The organism is Candidatus Planktophila sp., from assembly GCF_036734405.1.
In the GTDB taxonomy this organism is placed as follows: Bacteria; Actinomycetota; Actinomycetes; order Nanopelagicales; family Nanopelagicaceae; genus Planktophila.
Genome location: NZ_DAIMYR010000002.1, coordinates 331,312 through 346,127 on the forward strand (window position 1 = coordinate 331,312; position 14,816 = coordinate 346,127).

The 14,816-nt window shown below is 47.2% G+C and carries 13 protein-coding genes and 1 pseudogene; 6 read left to right on the top strand and 8 right to left on the bottom strand.

Annotation, left to right across the window (positions count from 1 at the left end; translation table 11 throughout):
* Positions 1–46: 46 nt before the first annotated feature.
* The 6 genes and pseudogenes from tatA to lnt form a co-directional block, all read left to right on the top strand.
* Positions 47–199, top strand: a pseudogene (tatA, locus tag AC9UC2_RS03820) (Sec-independent protein translocase subunit TatA); the annotation flags it as partial.
* A gap of 34 nt (positions 200–233) precedes the next feature.
* A complete protein-coding gene (tatC, locus tag AC9UC2_RS03825) occupies positions 234–1,049 on the top strand; it encodes a twin-arginine translocase subunit TatC (protein ID WP_509525384.1) in 816 nt (271 codons plus the stop codon).
* A 16-nt stretch (positions 1,050–1,065) separates the two neighbouring features.
* Positions 1,066–1,935 carry a diacylglycerol/lipid kinase family protein gene (locus tag AC9UC2_RS03830; protein ID WP_509525386.1) on the top strand — a complete coding sequence of 290 codons (870 nt, stop codon included), beginning with the start codon at positions 1,066–1,068 and terminating at the stop codon, positions 1,933–1,935.
* The gene (locus tag AC9UC2_RS03835; protein WP_509525388.1) at positions 1,932–4,307 is read left to right on the top strand and encodes a DEAD/DEAH box helicase; all 2,376 of its coding nucleotides are present in this window, start codon (positions 1,932–1,934) and stop codon (positions 4,305–4,307) included. Before AC9UC2_RS03830 ends, AC9UC2_RS03835 begins: the two co-directional genes overlap by 4 nt.
* Complete coding sequence (locus AC9UC2_RS03840; protein ID WP_509525391.1) at positions 4,304–5,209, top strand: 5'-3' exonuclease; 906 nt, start codon at positions 4,304–4,306, stop codon at positions 5,207–5,209. Before AC9UC2_RS03835 ends, AC9UC2_RS03840 begins: the two co-directional genes overlap by 4 nt.
* On the top strand, positions 5,203–6,567 hold the full coding sequence (gene lnt, locus AC9UC2_RS03845; RefSeq protein WP_509525393.1) for an apolipoprotein N-acyltransferase: 1,365 nt from the start codon (positions 5,203–5,205) through the stop codon (positions 6,565–6,567). The genes AC9UC2_RS03840 and lnt overlap by 7 nt, the downstream gene beginning before the upstream one ends.
* An 81-nt stretch (positions 6,568–6,648) precedes the next feature.
* On the opposite strand, the gene gcvP is transcribed toward lnt, so the two are convergent.
* The 8 genes from gcvP to der form a co-directional block, all read right to left on the bottom strand.
* Positions 6,649–9,492 (bottom strand): aminomethyl-transferring glycine dehydrogenase, encoded by a 2,844-nt coding sequence (gcvP, locus tag AC9UC2_RS03850; RefSeq protein WP_509525395.1) that lies wholly within the window; start codon positions 9,490–9,492, stop codon positions 6,649–6,651.
* Between the two features lie 69 nt (positions 9,493–9,561).
* Positions 9,562–10,047 (bottom strand): MerR family transcriptional regulator, encoded by a 486-nt coding sequence (locus AC9UC2_RS03855; protein WP_509525458.1) that lies wholly within the window; start codon positions 10,045–10,047, stop codon positions 9,562–9,564.
* A gap of 124 nt (positions 10,048–10,171) precedes the next feature.
* Positions 10,172–10,654: a bifunctional nuclease family protein gene (locus tag AC9UC2_RS03860; protein ID WP_509525461.1), complete on the bottom strand. Its 483-nt coding sequence runs from the start codon at positions 10,652–10,654 to the stop codon at positions 10,172–10,174.
* Positions 10,655–10,679: 25 nt separating this feature from the next.
* Positions 10,680–11,405, bottom strand: coding sequence for a transcriptional regulator FtsR (gene ftsR, locus AC9UC2_RS03865; protein WP_509525398.1), 726 nt, complete (start codon positions 11,403–11,405; stop codon positions 10,680–10,682).
* A gap of 10 nt (positions 11,406–11,415) precedes the next feature.
* Positions 11,416–11,865 carry an FHA domain-containing protein gene (locus AC9UC2_RS03870; protein WP_509525401.1) on the bottom strand — a complete coding sequence of 150 codons (450 nt, stop codon included), beginning with the start codon at positions 11,863–11,865 and terminating at the stop codon, positions 11,416–11,418.
* A gap of 57 nt (positions 11,866–11,922) precedes the next feature.
* On the bottom strand, positions 11,923–12,297 hold the full coding sequence (gene gcvH / locus AC9UC2_RS03875) for a glycine cleavage system protein GcvH (RefSeq protein ID WP_509525403.1): 375 nt from the start codon (positions 12,295–12,297) through the stop codon (positions 11,923–11,925).
* Positions 12,281–12,853 (bottom strand): CDP-alcohol phosphatidyltransferase family protein, encoded by a 573-nt coding sequence (locus AC9UC2_RS03880; protein WP_509525406.1) that lies wholly within the window; start codon positions 12,851–12,853, stop codon positions 12,281–12,283. Before AC9UC2_RS03880 ends, gcvH begins: the two co-directional genes overlap by 17 nt.
* On the bottom strand, positions 12,850–14,811 hold the full coding sequence (gene der / locus AC9UC2_RS03885; protein ID WP_509525408.1) for a ribosome biogenesis GTPase Der: 1,962 nt from the start codon (positions 14,809–14,811) through the stop codon (positions 12,850–12,852). Before der ends, AC9UC2_RS03880 begins: the two co-directional genes overlap by 4 nt.
* Between the last annotated feature and the right edge of the window lie 5 nt (positions 14,812–14,816).

Consider the following 14,816-nt stretch of genomic DNA (forward strand, 5'->3'; position numbering starts at 1 on the left):
GATCTGATGTAGCCTAGGCTCAAATATTAGCCAAGGAGTTAACGTTATGAATTTGGGTCCAAGAGAGATCGTCATCCTTCTCATAGTTGTACTTGTTTTGTTCGGTGCTAAGCGTTTGCCCGATTCAGCCCGTTCACTTGGTCGCTCTATGCGCATTTTCAAGAGTGAAATGAAGGAAATGAAGGCTGATGACACCGTGATCGAAGAAGACGGCAAAACCGAGAAGTAGATAAATGGCATCTGTTAATGAAGCACGGATGCCCCTTCTAGACCACTTACGCGAATTACGAAAACGAGTTCTTCGTTCCGCGATTGCAGTATTGGTTGCTTTCAGTGGAGGGTGGTATTTCTACGATTCAATCATCGTCACCCTAGCTAAACCAGTATGCGACTTACGAGCCGCTCAAGAATCTGGGGCTGCTAGTTGCGGCGCGCTTTACATCAGCGGTGTTCTTGGTCCTCTGGATTTGCAGATCAAGGTTGCATTACTAACTGGAATAATCGTTTCAGCCCCTTTCTGGTTGTATCAGTTGTGGGCCTTCATTGCTCCGGCGCTTCATAGAAAAGAAAAACGAACCAGCGTGATGTTTGTTGCTGCAGCCACACCATTCTTCGCAATGGGCGCGACTCTCGGGTATTTCATTTTGCCTGTTGCTATCAAAGCTCTTTTTGGTTTCACTCCAGATTCGATTAGCAACCTAGTTAGGTTTGATGATTATTTGGATTTCGTTCTTCGACTCATTCTTTTTGTAGGTCTTGCTTTTGAATTACCAATCTTCCTGCTGACATTTAATCTCATTGGATTCTTGCGCGGTAAAACTATTTTGAGGCCGTGGAGAATTTGGATCTTTACTATTTTCTTTTTCGTTGCCGCACTGTCACCAACCGCCGATCCTTTAAGCATGGTCCTCTTATCCGGACCTTTGATTCTCTTCTACTTTATGGCTGGATTAATTGCAGTCCTGGTCGATCGTCGTCGAGATAAGAAAGCAGATTCAGTAGAAACTGGCAGCTCCGCGATTGAACCAGCGACATCTATTAAGGAATAGCCGATAGGGTCTTCCTATGTGGGCCTTGGTGATCAACCCTGTAGCAGGTCAGGGCAGGGGGACCACGGTTGGAACATATGTGGCTGGTTGGCTGACGCAAAGAAGAATCCCGTACACAATAATTACTGGCAACTCATCGGTCGCACTTGGTGATCACCTTTCACAATTTATTGAAAAATTTCCTGATACACCTGGAGTGATTGCAGTTGGGGGAGATGGACTTCTGCACAACGTTCTACAACGGCTAGTTTCAGCGCAGATTCCGCTAGCAATAATTCCCGCTGGAACTGGTAATGATTTTGTCCGAACTTTAGGGTGGAAACTAGATTCCTTCGATCTGCAACTTGAAGCAATCACGACTCAAGAACCGACGGCGGTCGATCTGGGACTAGTGGATGGTGAATGGTTTGGTGCCATTTTGTCTACTGGGTTTGATGCTGTGGTCAACGAAAAAGCCAACACAATGGCTTGGCCTAAAGGACCAATGAAATACAACGCGGCTATTGCAATCGAGCTTCCACGATTCAAACCACGACATTACGAGATAACTCTTGATGATCGAACTATTTCGACCGAAGCCATGCTGATTGCGGTGTCTAACGGCCGCTCATATGGTGGCGGGATGTTGGTATGTCCAAATGCGAACATCGTCGATGGGCTTTTTGATGTGATGGTTTTGCATCCGGTATCGACAATAGAGTTTATAAAAGTTTTTCCACGTGTTTTTGCTGGGTCACACATTTCTCATCCAGCCGTTGAAATAGTAAGAAGTCGAAATGTGACAATCGAAGCTAAGGCGGTCGCCTACGCCGACGGTGAAAGAATTGGACAGTTACCAATAACCGCTGAGTGTATTCCAGGCGCACTAAGGACGTGGGTCGCATGACGACGCCAGCGGAACGTTATGCAGCAGCTAAGTTGCGGGGCCAGCATCCAGTAACCACTGAATTTTTACTCACCTTTGATTTTGAATTCGATCCTTTTCAAGTTGCAGCTTGCCACGCCGTTGAAGATGGAAAAGGTGTATTGGTGGCCGCACCGACCGGAGCAGGTAAAACAGTAGTCGGTGAGTTCGCGGCATTCTTCGCCCTGCAGGCTGGAAAGAAATGTTTTTACACCACTCCAATTAAGGCGTTGTCCAATCAAAAGTATTCAGAATTTGTAGCTAAGTTCGGTGAAGATCGTGTGGGACTCTTAACAGGTGACACCAGCATAAATGGTGAAGCAGAGATTTTGGTTATGACGACTGAGGTGCTTCGTAACATGCTGTATGCAGGTTCAAACACTTTGACCAACTTGGGATGCGTCGTCATGGATGAAGTTCACTATCTGGCGGACAAATTTCGCGGAGCGGTCTGGGAAGAAGTTTTGATTCACCTTATGGAAAGCGTGCAAGTGATTTCCTTGTCAGCCACTGTATCTAATGCTGAAGAGTTTGGAGAATGGTTGGGCGAGGTCCGCGGTGAAACCGAAGTCATCGTCAGTGAGATCCGTCCGATTCCATTGTTCCAGCATGTCCTTATTGGTAATCGCTTGATGGATCTTTTTGATCAACCAGGAAAGATTAATCCCGAAATCCTTCAACGTGAGCGTGAAGCGATCAGGCGAGCGTCTTTAGGTCGCAACAGGCGGGGCAGGTTTGCAGAGCCTTCCGACCGAATGAGCCGGGCTGAAATCATTGAGAAGCTGCAACGCGAAAACCTCTTGCCGGCCATTACCTTTATCTTCTCTCGCGTTGGTTGTGATGCTGCGGTAAAACAATGTTTGCACGCCGGTCTTCGCTTAACCTCACCGGAAGAGCGCACTGAGATTCGCCAAACCGCACTTAGGTACACCCAAAATATTGCCGAAGAAGATTTAGAAGTTCTCGGTTTTCAAGAGTGGCTAACCGCTCTAGAACGAGGCATCGCCGCCCACCATGCTGGCCTATTGCCCAGTTTTAAAGGCGCGGTAGAAGACTTATTCCAACGCGGGTTGGTTAAGGCAGTGTTTGCAACTGAAACCCTTGCACTAGGAATAAACATGCCGGCTAGAACGGTCGTTTTGGAAAAGCTGATCAAGTTCAATGGTGAAGCCCATGTTCCGATCACTCCAGGGGAGTACACGCAGTTAACTGGTCGTGCTGGTCGCCGAGGAATCGATATCGAAGGTAATGCAGTCATTCAGTGGTCGCCCACAGTTGATTCAGCATCTGCAGCCGGCCTTGCATCAACTCGTACGTATCCTTTGCGCTCATCTTTTTCTCCTACCTACAACATGGCAATCAATTTAATTGCACGATTTGGCCGAGAAACCGCACGAAGATCACTTGAATCATCCTTTGCGCAATTCCAGGCAGATCGCGCCGTAGTAGGACTGACTCGACAGATTCGGAAGAATGAGACATTGATCCAGGAGTTAATGAAGGATGCGCAATGTCATCTTGGTGATTTTTCCGAATATGCACGTTTAAGACGCTCTATCAAAGAAATAGAAGTTTTATTGAGTCGTCGAGATCAGCGCAAGACATTTGATAATAGACAACGTGGTCATATGGAAGGCGAGCTCGCAGATTTACGAAAAAGTTTAAAGTCGCACCCAAGTCACGGATGCGCCGAACGCGAAGACCATGCGCGTTTAGCAGAGCGTGCTGGTCGGTTAACGCGCGAGAATGATGGCTTAACTGCGCGTGTGGAAAATCGCACACATGTAATAGCTAAAACCTTCGACCAAATATGTCAGGTGCTTGATCATTTGCAATACATTGACGGAGAAAAGCCAACAGTTCAGGGCAAGATCTTGACCAAGATTTACGCCGAATCCGATCTATTGCTCACCGAATCAATCCGACGCGGACTTCTGGATGACTTGAACGCTACTGAGTTGTTATCGGTTGTTTCCTGCATGATCTTTGAGTCACGTTCACAAGAGAACCTTGCCCCCAAACTTCCTAGTCAAAAGGTTACATCCACCCTGACTGAAATTATTTCTTTGTGGGCTGCGTTGGAACAGATTGAAAATGATTTTGGCGTTAAAACTCAACGAGAACCTGATGCAGGTTTCTGTTTTATCTCCTATAAATGGGCAAGTGGTAATTCACTCAACAGTGTCTTAAAGGGAAGCGATATGTCAGTCGGTGACTTTGTTCGCTCCACCAAGCAATTAGTTGATTTATTAAACCAAATTGGTGGAGCTAGTGAAAAACTTCGCCCGGTCTGTAAAGATGCAGTCAAGCGAATCGACCGCGGAGTAGTTGCTTATCTAATGGGGGATATATGACATTAATGCTCCTTGATAGCGCATCGCTTTGGTATCGCGCTTACTACGGAATGCCTGACACATTGCTGGCACCAGATGGCACTTCAGTTAATGCAATCCGTGGTTATGTAGATATGACCGCCCGTTTAATGAATGTGTATAAACCTGATCGTTTAGTTGCATGTCTAGATGGCGATTGGCGTCCAAGTTGGAGAGTAGATATTTTTCCTGAATACAAAGCTAATCGTTTAGAAGAAGAGGGTGGGGAAGAGGAGGAGGAGCCAGAAACTCTCACTCCGCAGATTCCAATTCTTTTGGATTTACTTGATTTGTTTGGTATCCCAGTTGTTGGTGTTGACGACTACGAAGCTGATGATGTTATGGCAACGTATGCCGAAATCGAAAAAGGCCCGATCCGAATAGTTACTGGAGATCGAGATTTGTTCCAGATGGTCGATGATGCTCGGGATATCAAGGTTGTTTATCTTGCTAAAGGAATTTCCCAACATGATTTGGTGGATATTAAATACGTTGCTGACAAGTACCAAATTCCCGGCGATAGGTACGATCTCTTTGCGATGTTCCGCGGAGATCCATCAGATGGATTACCTGGGGTCAAAGGGATTGGCGAAAAAGGTGCAGCTGTCATTGCCAACAATTTTGCAACCGCCGAGGACGCGCTTGCTGGTGCTATGCAAGCCCACGAATCATTGCCGCCAGCGTTAGCCAAAAAAATCATTGCCGGCGCGGATTATCTTAAGATTGCACCTAAATTGGTTCGCGTTGCCCGCGATGCACCGTTACCAAAAGTTGATCTAACTTTACCGAAAGCACCAAAAGATCTTTCAGAAATTTATCAATTCAAGGAGCGCTATGCCTTGGGGGCAAGTGTTGATCGTTTGATCAGTGCATTGGGTTGGTAGCACTTCTTCTTTCGGCCTTATCCGGCGCTCTGCTTTCAGCTGCCTTTGAACCGGTGGGGAAGTGGTGGGTAGCACCGATTGCCTTAGCTGCTCATATGTTTGCATTGTCGCTAACTAAGCGAAAAGTACTGTCGACATTCATCTTTGCATCAGTAATGAATTTGATTGTTTTGCATTGGAGTAGCACTTTTGTTGGCTCAGTACCCTGGTTAATTTTAGCGCTTGGACTTTCTGTTTTTTATCTACCACTTGCACTGGTTTCGCGTTGGGGGATGGCCGCCTACCCGCTGATCTATGTAATGCTCGAAGAGATTAGAAATAGATTTCCTTTTGGGGGATTCGGTTGGGTACGTATCGCCTACACACAAGCTGACGCACCGTATTCGAAAATAGCAGCTATTGGTGGAGCTTCTGCGTTATCAGCACTGGCTTTGATTTCGAGTTTGATTCTGTTTATTGCGCTAAAGCGACAATTTGCAGTAATTACTTTGATTCCCTTTTTGCTTGTTTTGATTCCGTTTAATCTGAATCCCGTAGCAACCACCAAAGTGTTAATGATCCAGGGAAATGTTCCGCAAATGGGACTGGATTTTAATTCGCGGGCTAAGGCAGTCTTTAACAATCATTTCGAAAGAACGCAGGCTGAACTCGCCAAAGATTCAAATGTCGATTTTGTTTTATGGCCAGAGAATGCAGTCGATGTGGATCCATTTACCAATGTGGATGTAAAAAAAGCTCTGGATTCGGTAGATAAGCCACTAATAATCGGCGCGATCATGGGCAAAGGAAATAAGTTTCTCAATACCTCAATTTTGTGGGGCGGAGAACTTCCGCCTATCTACATAAAGCAGCATTTGACGCCCTTTGGTGAATACATTCCATTGCGCTCTTTGGCCTCTAAAATTTCGCCGTACACCGACCGGGTTACCGATTTTGAACCCGGGCAAGAACAAGTTCTCTTTACCATAAAATCTGCGGTAATCGCACCCATTATTTGCTTCGAACTAGTTGATGATCAGTTACTTCATGAAGCTGCCGTCTCAGCCAATATTTTGGCGGTTCAAACCAATAGTGCAACCTTTGGAATGTCAGCTGAAAGTGCACAGCAATTGTCGATAACTCGGGTACGAGCTATAGAACATGGCAGAAATATCGTTTCAGTATCTACAACAGGTTATTCCGCGGTCATCAATTCAGATGGAAAAGTTCTTCAGAAAAGTTCTATGGGAACGGCTGAAACGATTCGCGCCGAAGTTGAACTATTGGAAGGTAAAACGCCTCGGGATGCAGCAGGTGACTGGGCCTTGGTAGGCGTGCTATTCGTGCTGCTCATGGTTGCCCGCCGAGCGTATGTATAACGCCGATAAGTTGCATTATGTAAAGTAAGAAAGGAAAAGGGACGGCTTCTTTTCGCCAACCTCTCCTATTGCCAACTACCCTTAGCGATAGTCATCCATCGGCGTGCAGGCGCAGACCAGATTACGGTCTCCGTGAGCACCGTCGATGCGCGATACCGGCGGCCAATACTTCATCTTGGAACCAATTGATTCGCCCGCTACAAGACCCTCTAAAGCGACCGGATAACCGCCCTTTTCACGGCTATAACCCCTATCCCAGTCACTGTTTACAACAGACAAAGCTGTGTGCGGCGCGTGGCGCAGCGCTGAATCTTCAATGCTGATCTTTCCATCTAGCACCTCTTGGATTTCGGCACGGATCGAAATCATGGCATCGATAAAGCGATGAATCTCCCGAATGTCTTCTGATTCAGTTGGTTCAATCATCAAGGTTCCAGCTACCGGGAAAGACATAGTTGGTGCGTGGAAACCATAATCCATCAACCGCTTTGCGATGTCATCAACTGAGACTCCGCAATCTCTGGTCAATCCACGAATATCCAGAATGCATTCATGTGCAATTCGACCGTTAGCACCGGTGTAAAGAATCGGATATGAATCAGCAAGACGCGCTGCCATGTAATTGGCAGACAAAATCGCTACCTGCGTTGCATGGGTCAGACCTTCTCCCCCTAGCAAACGGATGTACGCCCATGAAATCGGCAAGATGCTTGCTGATCCAAATGGTGCGCCCGAAATTGGTCCGGGACCAGTTGCAGGACCAGCAGATGAATCCATCGGATGGTTAGGTAAAAATGGAGAAAGATGCGCACGAACAATTACTGGACCAACACCTGGGCCACCTCCACCATGTGGAATCGCAAAAGTCTTGTGCAGATTTAAGTGCGAAACATCAGCGCCGAATTTTCCAGGTTGAGCAACGCCAACCAGAGCGTTCAAGTTGGCGCCGTCTACATAAACCTGACCGCCAGCATCATGAATTAATTCGCAGATTTCGGAAACCGCAGTTTCGAAAACACCATGTGTAGATGGATAAGTAATCATCAGCGCAGCCAGAGCATCGCCGTGTTCTGCAATTTTTGCCTTGATATCGGCAACCGAAACGTTTCCGCTTTCATCACAATCGATAACCACAACCTTCATGCCCGCCATTACTGCTGATGCAGCATTTGTGCCGTGGGCACTAGATGGGATTAGGCAGATTGTGCGTGCCTGGTCGCCCCGTGAATCATGGTAATTTCGAATCGCAAGTAATCCAGCAAACTCGCCTTGGCTTCCGGCATTTGGTTGCAATGACACTGCGTCGTAACCAGTAATGGCAACCAACCAGTCAGATAGCTGAGCAATCAATTTGCGAGTACCGATGCTTTGATCAGCAGGTGCAAATGGATGAAGTGATGAGAACTCTGGCCAAGTGACCGCTTCCATTTCTGTCACAGAGTTCAGTTTCATTGTGCAGGAACCCAACGGAATCATCGTTCTATCCAGCGCTAGATCCTTATCCGCCAAGTTACGCAGGTAGCGCATCATTCCGGTCTCGCTGTGATTTGTGTTGAAAACCGGGTGTGTTAGGTACTTGCTTGTTCGCAAAAATTTGGAAGGGATCTTCTCCCCTGCTGCATCTTTCAAACCAAATATCTCAAGAACCTGATGAAATAATTCTTCAGTTGTTTGCTCATCAAATGAAACTCGAACTTCAGTATCGCTAACCCTGGCAAAGTTAATGCCTTTAGCTGTTGCTTTGTCGTGGATGGCCTTTGCATCCTTTACGACGATATGGACCGTATCAAAAATAACATCTTCTCGGTTACCACTTGCCGCGTGCAGACGAGCAGCAAAGCCATGTACTCGTTCTGCAATTTCACGCAGACCAATTGGTCCATGCCACATCGCATAGAAAGCGCTCATGTTTGCAAGCAACACCTGAGCTGTGCAAATGTTTGATGTTGCCTTGTCTCGACGAATATGTTGTTCGCGGGTTTGTAGTGCTAAACGAAATGCAGGCTTGCCGGTGGCATCAATGCTTTGACCAACCAAGCGGCCCGGCATGGAACGCTCTAAACCACTTCGCACCGCCAAGAAACCTGCGTGCGGTCCACCAAATCCCATGGGAACACCAAAGCGTTGGGCGGTACCAACAGCGATGTCGGCGCCCCACTCCCCTGGTGCCTTCAACATTGTTAATGCCAGAAGATCAGTTGCAGCGATCACAAAAGCATTTTTTGAATGCGCATATTCGGCAAATGTTGTGTAATCAATAACAGTGCCTGTTGTGTCTGGGTACTGCAATAGGGCGCCGAAAAATTCGCCATCATAACCATCGCGAACAACGTGCCCGGAATCAACTTCTACAACGGTGATTCCAAGTGGCTTTGCACGCGTGATAACTACCGCTTTAGTTTGTGGATGCACATGTTCTTCAATCAAGAAAACTGCATCATCGCTTAACTTTGAAGCACGTCTTGCCAAGGTCATTGCTTCAGCTGCTGCCGTGCTTTCATCTAGCATCGACGCATTAGAAATATCTAAGCCCGTTAGTTCACACACCATGGTTTGAAAGGCAAAGAGCGCCTCTAAGCGACCTTGAGAAATTTCTGGTTGATACGGCGTATATGCGGTGTACCACGATGGATTTTCCAAAACATTTCGCTTGATTACCGGTGGAACGATAGTCCCGTAATATCCAGTTCCTATCAGGGAACGGAAAACTTTATTTTCTGAAGCAATCTCACGAAGTTCTGTGATAACTTGCACTTCACTCTTACCAAGATCCAAAGCTTTTTCTATGACTCCGTTAATTGCTATGTTCGATGGGACTACATCTTTGATAAATGAGGCTAGATCTGAATAACCAAGATGCTTAAGCATGGCGGCTTCATCAATTGAAGTTGGACCAATATGTCGATCTTCAAAAGAATGGCTCACTACGATCCCTCATCCCATACATGGCCTCTCGCCAAAGTGTGCGAGGGCAGGGTTGAAGAATAAGGTGAATTAGGCGCCTTTGCTCTTTCTACGCAACGAAAGCTCATCGTTATTTTCAACACCTGTTGGCTGACCATTTACTTCACCCTGAAGGACAGATAGCGATCCCTCGACCTCGTGCCAGACCTTGCCGACGGCGATACCAAAGACACCTTGGCCACCTTGCAACAAATCGATAATCTCATCCGGGCTTGCACACTCATAGATCGATGCGCCATCGCTCATCAATGTGATGCGCTCAAGTTCTGTGACTCCCCTATTTCGAAGATGCTCAACAGCTGTGCGAATATTCTGCAGCGAAACTCCAGCATCCAATAAACGCTTAACAATCTTTAACACCAAAATATCGCGGAAGCCGTATAAGCGTTGGGTTCCTGAACCACTTGCAGTTCTAATGCTTGGTTCAACTAATCCTGTGCGTGCCCAATAATCCAACTGACGGTAGCTAATTCCAGCAGCAGAGCAGGCAGTAGCGCCTCTGTAGCCGATTTCCATCTCTTCTGGGGACACGGGGAATGCTCGATTCTCTTGGGGAGTGAGATTAATGTACGGCTAGCCGTGGGGGGAAACAACGACCGACACGAAGCAAACCTCTACTAGAGGTTGAGGGTTTCCCGCGCTATCCGGCAAAGTCTTCGGGGTTAATCTGATCCAAGAATTCGCGGAATTTCTCGACCTCCTGATTTTCGCCTTCCCCCTGAGGGATCTCAATGCCAACTTCATTCAACAGTTCTTCTGTGGCCAAAATATTGCTGTGGGTTCTAACCGCCAAGGCGATCGCATCAGATGGTCTGGCCGAGATACTTAAAGGCTCCCCCTTTGAATCCCTTAGATTCAGGGTTGCGTAGAAAGTTCCATCCTTGATTTCCGTGACATGTACGGCAATCAGCGTCGCATCAAAGAGCTCAACTAAGTTCTTCATTAAATCGTGGGTCAAGGGCCGCGGAGGTTCTACTCCTTGTTGGGCAAAAGCAATGGCGGTGGCTTCTACCGCTCCAACCCAAATCGGCAAGAAACGTGTGCCATCAACTTCCTTGAGCAGGACTATTGGCTGATTGGAAGGCATCTCGACGCGAACGCCGATGACCTCCATAGGGATCAACATAACTTTCCTCTGTCGCTATAAATCAAGAGCGAAGACGGTTGAGACCGCCACGAACCAACGCGGCGTGTAAGCGAATAGAAAGAGATGCAATCTCCTTTTGAACCTCTTCAGCACGAGCCTTAGATTCGGCGCTCTTTTGTCGAGTAAGCGGCGTGATCACTTGCTCGATTAAACCAATTTCACGATCTGCTGCTGACTTGAATGAACGCAGATGGCGCGCTTCAATTCCGAAGCCACCCATTTCAGTTACAGCCTTAGCAATAGTTAAAGCATCTCCATCGTAATGACGTCCACGAGGGGCAATTAATCCGTACCCTTCCAATTCAACAAGTTGTTCCTCAGCCAGGCCGCTGTTCTTTAAAAGCTCTTCGCGAGAAAGGCGCATCTCATTGCTGTCACCAAAGGCACTTGGTGCCATCTCGCCATCAATCGTTGCTAGACCAATTGGGGTGCGAGGCGATGCCACGCCGCCAACTGCTGCAGGTTGTAGTCCACGATCGATTGCATCGAGATTATCTTTAATAACCTTTAGCGGTAGGTACTGATCGCGTTGAGCAAGTAGCACATAACGCAAGCGCTCTAGATCAGAGCTAGTGAACTTTCGGTAACCCGATGGTGTGCGTTGCGGTTCAATCAATCCTTCAGATTCTAAAAAGCGAATCTTTGAGATGGTGATATCCGCAAAATCTCCACGCAAACGGTTAAGGACTTCACCGATGCTCAAATATGCGCGCGCTGGAACTGCCATGACTACTCCCCTAGTTGGAACCGACGAAAAGCAAATGAAACTTACCGATTTGAAACTCATCACCAGAAACAAGAAGATGTTCGGTGACAGAAATATTGTTGATGTAAGTTCCGTTAAGAGAACCTGCATCCTTTAAAACAAAACTATTGCCATCTTTAGTAATTGTTGCGTGTGTCCGTGAAACCGTGATGTCATCTAAGAAAATCGAACTAGTTGCTGAACGACCAATTGATGCACCTTCTGCGGTCACTAAGAACCGTGATCCTTTATTGGGTCCGCGAGCAATCAAAATCATTGCCTTTTCACCCGCAGAACTTTGAATCTGCGCGATAACAGCTCGGTCCTCTGGGGAAAGAAGGGCTAACTGCTCATCAAGGTGGTTTTTCGAAGGATCTGAAACCTCACGAAGACCCAAGTGGATTGTGGAAGTAAGTTCGTTCTGCGGTTGTTCTGCAGCCACTGCCCTACCTCCTTAACGTCAACTTAAGGGTGACACTAGAGAGTTAGAGCGATAAGGTCAAGCGGTAATTTCGCCGTACTGTGCCGCGGTAAGTAGGTCTGTCGGAGCGGTCGCGACCTCGATCTTTGCAAGCCAACCAGCACCATATGGGTCCGAGTTGATTGTTTCTGGAGAATTAGATAGAGAATCATTTATGGCAACAATCGTTCCAGTAACAGGTGCGTAAATTTCTGAAACACTCTTTGTTGACTCAACTTCACCACAAACTTTTCCTGCAGTTACTGCCTCGCCTATTGCAGGCAGTTGTACATAAACAATGTCGCCCAGTGCAGCTTGTGCGTAATCAGTAATACCCATTGTGTAAATCAGGTTTTCTGAAGAAACCCACTCATGTTCCTTAGTGTAGGAAAACTCATTAGGAATTGATGACACGGTTTCCTCTCATCTGCGAAATACCTTCGCGCGCGTAACTGATACCTGTCGAAATGTAGAGGGCAATTCCCCAGATAGCAAAACTCCACCCCGCAACAAATGCGATGCTCCCCCACGCGCCATCGGATTGAGCCAACAGCAAGAAGGGAAAGGCGTACAAGAGGTTAAAGGTTGCAGCTTTTCCAAGATAGGTGACCGTAAAAGGTGGCAACCCTTTGCGATTCATAAGCAATGTGATCACGGCCAGGATTAGATCGCGCCCAAGAATTATTGCAATCATCCAGACTGGAACTATGTCGCGAATCAAGAAGACAATCAGTGTGGCAAGAATGTAAAGCCGGTCGATAGCCGGATCTGCTAGCTCGCCAAAGCGCGAGGTTTGGTTCCAGGCTCGAGCTATTTTTCCATCAAAATAATCGGTTGCTCCGCCGACAGCCAAAACCACGATTGCCCAGCCATCTGCTTCTAGCGACAGGGTGAGGTAAATGAAAAGCGGAATGCCTAGAAAGCGTAGAAAGGTCAGCGCGTTAGGAACGCTAATCAGCGAACGGTTCATTCCTTATCGCGTTCCTTTACTCGAACCGCTACTTGAACCGGAGTGCCTGGGAATTTGAACTCCTCGCGAAGACGGCGTTCAATAAAGCGGCGATACGAGGCTTCAATCCACCCGCTTGAAAAGACCACAAACTTTGGAGGCGCGATTCCAGCCTGCGTCGCGTAGTAAACCTTTGGTTGCTTTCCACCACGTACCGGCGGCGGTGTTGCACCAATCAAGGCACCCAAGAATGAATTCAGCTTTGCTGTAGGAACTCTTCGTTCCCAACTATCAAGGGCGGTTCGCAAAGCGGGTGCTAAACGATCACGGTGCCAGCCAGTTTTGGCGGCAATGTTTACCCGTTGGGCCCATTCCACTTGATCGAGATGTCGATCTATTTCACGGTCCAATTGGTTGCGACGATCTTCATCGACGAGGTCCCATTTGTTCATCACAATCACCATCGCTTTACCGGCTTCTTCAACCATGGTGATGACGCGTAAATCTTGTTCAGTAATTGGCTCTGATGCATCTAGTACAACGACTGCGACCTCGCAACGCTCTAGGGCTGTCGCCGTACGCAATGATGCATAGTAATCAGTTCCAGAATCTTGATTGGCTCGTTTTTTTAATCCTGCGGTGTCGATAAATCTCCAAGTTGATCCACCGAAAGATAAAAGTGAATCCACTGGATCACGAGTCGTACCTGCTGCATCATCAACGATTGACAAGGATTCACCCGCAATCGCATTAAACAATGATGACTTTCCAACATTTGGCCGACCAATTAATGCAACCTTGCGGTATCCATCCTGATTTTGTGCACGCCCAACTTCTGGCAAAACATTGACTATGTGATCCAACAAATCACCACTACCCCGACCATGCAGGGCAGAAACAAACCGTGGTTCACCAAGACCTAAACCCCACAAACCATGGGCTTCAGCTTCTTCACGTTCGCCATCAACCTTATTTCCAATCAGAATAGTTGGCTTTTTTGCTTTACGTAAATGCTGCACCAACGTGTCATCTTCATCCAGTGCTCCCACTTGCGCGTCTACAACAAAGCACAGAACATCTGCCTCTTGCATAGCAAGTTCGGAACCGGCACTAACTTGAACAGCGATACCGTCGGGTTTAGCTTCCCAACCGCCAGTGTCCATAATGATGAAACGACGACCGCCCCATTCACATTCGTACTGAACACGATCGCGTGTTACTCCTGGTGTGTCTTCAACGATTGCTTCTCTTCGACCTAAGAAACGATTGATCAACGTTGACTTTCCTACATTGGGACGACCAATAATCGCGACGATCGGTAAACCCAGCAGATTACGCTTTTTTAAGAGCTCCCAGATACGTTCGATGGTTTCGTCAAGATCCAGATAAGTTGAATCAACTTCAACGGCATCAGATGCCATAACTAAAGGTGACACCGCACGCGTTGAATCAACCGCGTCTCTACTATCCAAAGATTGCTTTACATCAACGCTCTTATCTTCAATTTCATTTTCACGACGAGTTGTTCGTGCGTCCAAATCTGCTGTCAGATAGATTTTCAAACCAGCTTCTGGGGCAACGACTGTTCCTATGTCTCTGCCTTCAACAACAATTCCACGCTCAGCTGCATCAATGATGCGATGCTGCAGATTCAATAACTCGCGACGAATTTCAGGCATTGCACTGATTCGAGAAACATTTTCAGTAACCGATGTGCCGCGGATGGCGTGAGTAATCTGTGTATCGCCAGCAAAAACATTTGGTGCAGTTGGGTCTGCATCAAATTTGATTGGATGATCTTTTACCGCCTGCAAAATTGAAAAGGCTTCTTCGCACTTATATTCCAATGCAAGCCAGGTGACGGCTCGATATAAAGCGCCGGTGTCTAAATAATTCCACCCCGCACGAGTTGCGATTGCTTTTGCGGTGCTTGACTTACCTGCGCCACTTGGGCCATCTATTGCTACGACTATGCCCATGTGAT